Source organism: Nocardia barduliensis, from assembly GCF_013315795.1.
In the GTDB taxonomy this organism is placed as follows: domain Bacteria; phylum Actinomycetota; class Actinomycetes; order Mycobacteriales; family Mycobacteriaceae; genus Nocardia; species Nocardia barduliensis.
Window position 1 is genome coordinate 1 of sequence record NZ_JABLTE010000256.1, and the last position, 1612, is coordinate 1612.

Annotated in this window: 1 protein-coding gene; it reads right to left on the reverse strand. The window is 66.7% G+C overall.

Features of this window, described 5'->3' with window-relative positions:
• Positions 1-1612: acetate--CoA ligase (acs, locus tag HOV91_RS39045; RefSeq protein WP_174190182.1), on the reverse strand; the 1612-nt coding region annotated here is incomplete at both ends.

Below are 1612 nucleotides of genomic sequence, written 5' to 3' on the forward strand. Positions count from 1 at the left end.
TCGGGTCCACGAGGGTGGAGGTGTCGCCGAGTTCGCGTCCTTCGGCGACGTCGCGCAGGAGGCGGCGCATGATTTTGCCGCTGCGGGTTTTGGGGAGTTCGGGGACGATGTGGATTTCGCGGGGTCGGGCGATGGGGCTGATTTCGCGGGCGACTTCGGTTTTGAGGTCGTCGATGAGGGTGTCGGTGTGTTGGGCTTCGGCTGTGAGGATGACGAAGGCGACGATGCCTTGGCCGGTGGTGGGGTCGGTGGCGCCGACGACGGCGGCTTCGGCGACGGTGTGGTGTCCGACGAGGGCGGATTCGACTTCGGCGGTGGAGATTCGGTGGCCGGAGACGTTCATGACGTCGTCGACGCGGCCGAGGATCCACAGGTCGCCGTCGGTGTCGAGTTTGGCGCCGTCGCCTGCGAAGTACCAGCCTTGGTCGGCGAAGCGTTCCCAGTAGGTGGCTTTGTAGCGGTCCATGTCGCCCCAGATGCCGCGCAGCATGGACGGCCACGGCTGATCGAGCACCAGCAATCCCGTACTGCCGGAACTCAGTTCGCCGCCGTCCTCGTCCACCACTCGAGCCGAGATCCCCGGCAGTGGGGTCATGGCGGCGCCGGGTTTGGCGGCGGTGACGCCGGGCAGGGGTGAGATCATGATGGCGCCGGTTTCGGTTTGCCACCAGGTGTCCACGATGGGGGTGCGGCCCGCGCCGATGACTTCGCGGTACCAGCGCCAGGCTTCGGGGTTGATGGGTTCGCCGACCGAGCCCAGCAGTCGCAGCGAGGACAGGTCGTGGGCGGCGGGGATGTCTTTGCCCCATTTCATGAAGGTGCGCACCAGCGTGGGCGCCGTGTAGTAGATGGTGACGCCGTACTTCTCGATGATCTGGAAGTGTCGATGTTCGTCGGGTGAGTTCGGGGTGCCTTCGTAGACGATTTGGGTGGTGCGGTTGGCGAGGGGGCCGTAGACGATGTAGCTGTGGCCGGTGACCCAGCCGATGTCGGCGGTGCACCAGTAGATGTCTTGTGCGGGTTTGTGGTCGAAGACGTTGTGGTGGGTGTAGGCGGTTTGGGTGAGGTAGCCGCCGGTGGTGTGCAGGATGCCTTTGGGTTTTCCGGTGGTGCCGGAGGTGTAGAGGATGAACAGGGGGTGTTCGGCGTCGAAGGGTTGGGCGTCGTGCTGGGGTGAGGCGGGGGTGACGGTGTCGTGCCACCACAGGTCGCGGTGCTCGGTCCAGGGGACTTCGATGCCGGTGCGGCGCACCACCAGCACGTGTTCGACGCTGGCGGGAGTGCCGCCGTGTGCGAAGAGGGCTTCGTCGACTGCGGCTTTGAGGGGGGCGGCTTTGCCGCGCCGCCACTGTCCGTCGGTGGTGATGACCAAGCGAGCCTCGGCGTCGTCGACGCGTTGGCGCAGGGCGGTGGGGGAGAATCCGGCGAAGACGACGGAGTGGGTGAGCCCGAGCCGGGCGCAGGCCAGCATCGAGACGATGGCTTCGGGCACCATCGGCATATAGATCGCCACCCGATCCCCCGCGACGAGGCCGAGTTCGGTCAGTGCGTTCGCCGCGCGAGAGACGTCGTCGAGCAGCTCGCGGTAGGTGATGGCACGGGAGTCGCCGGG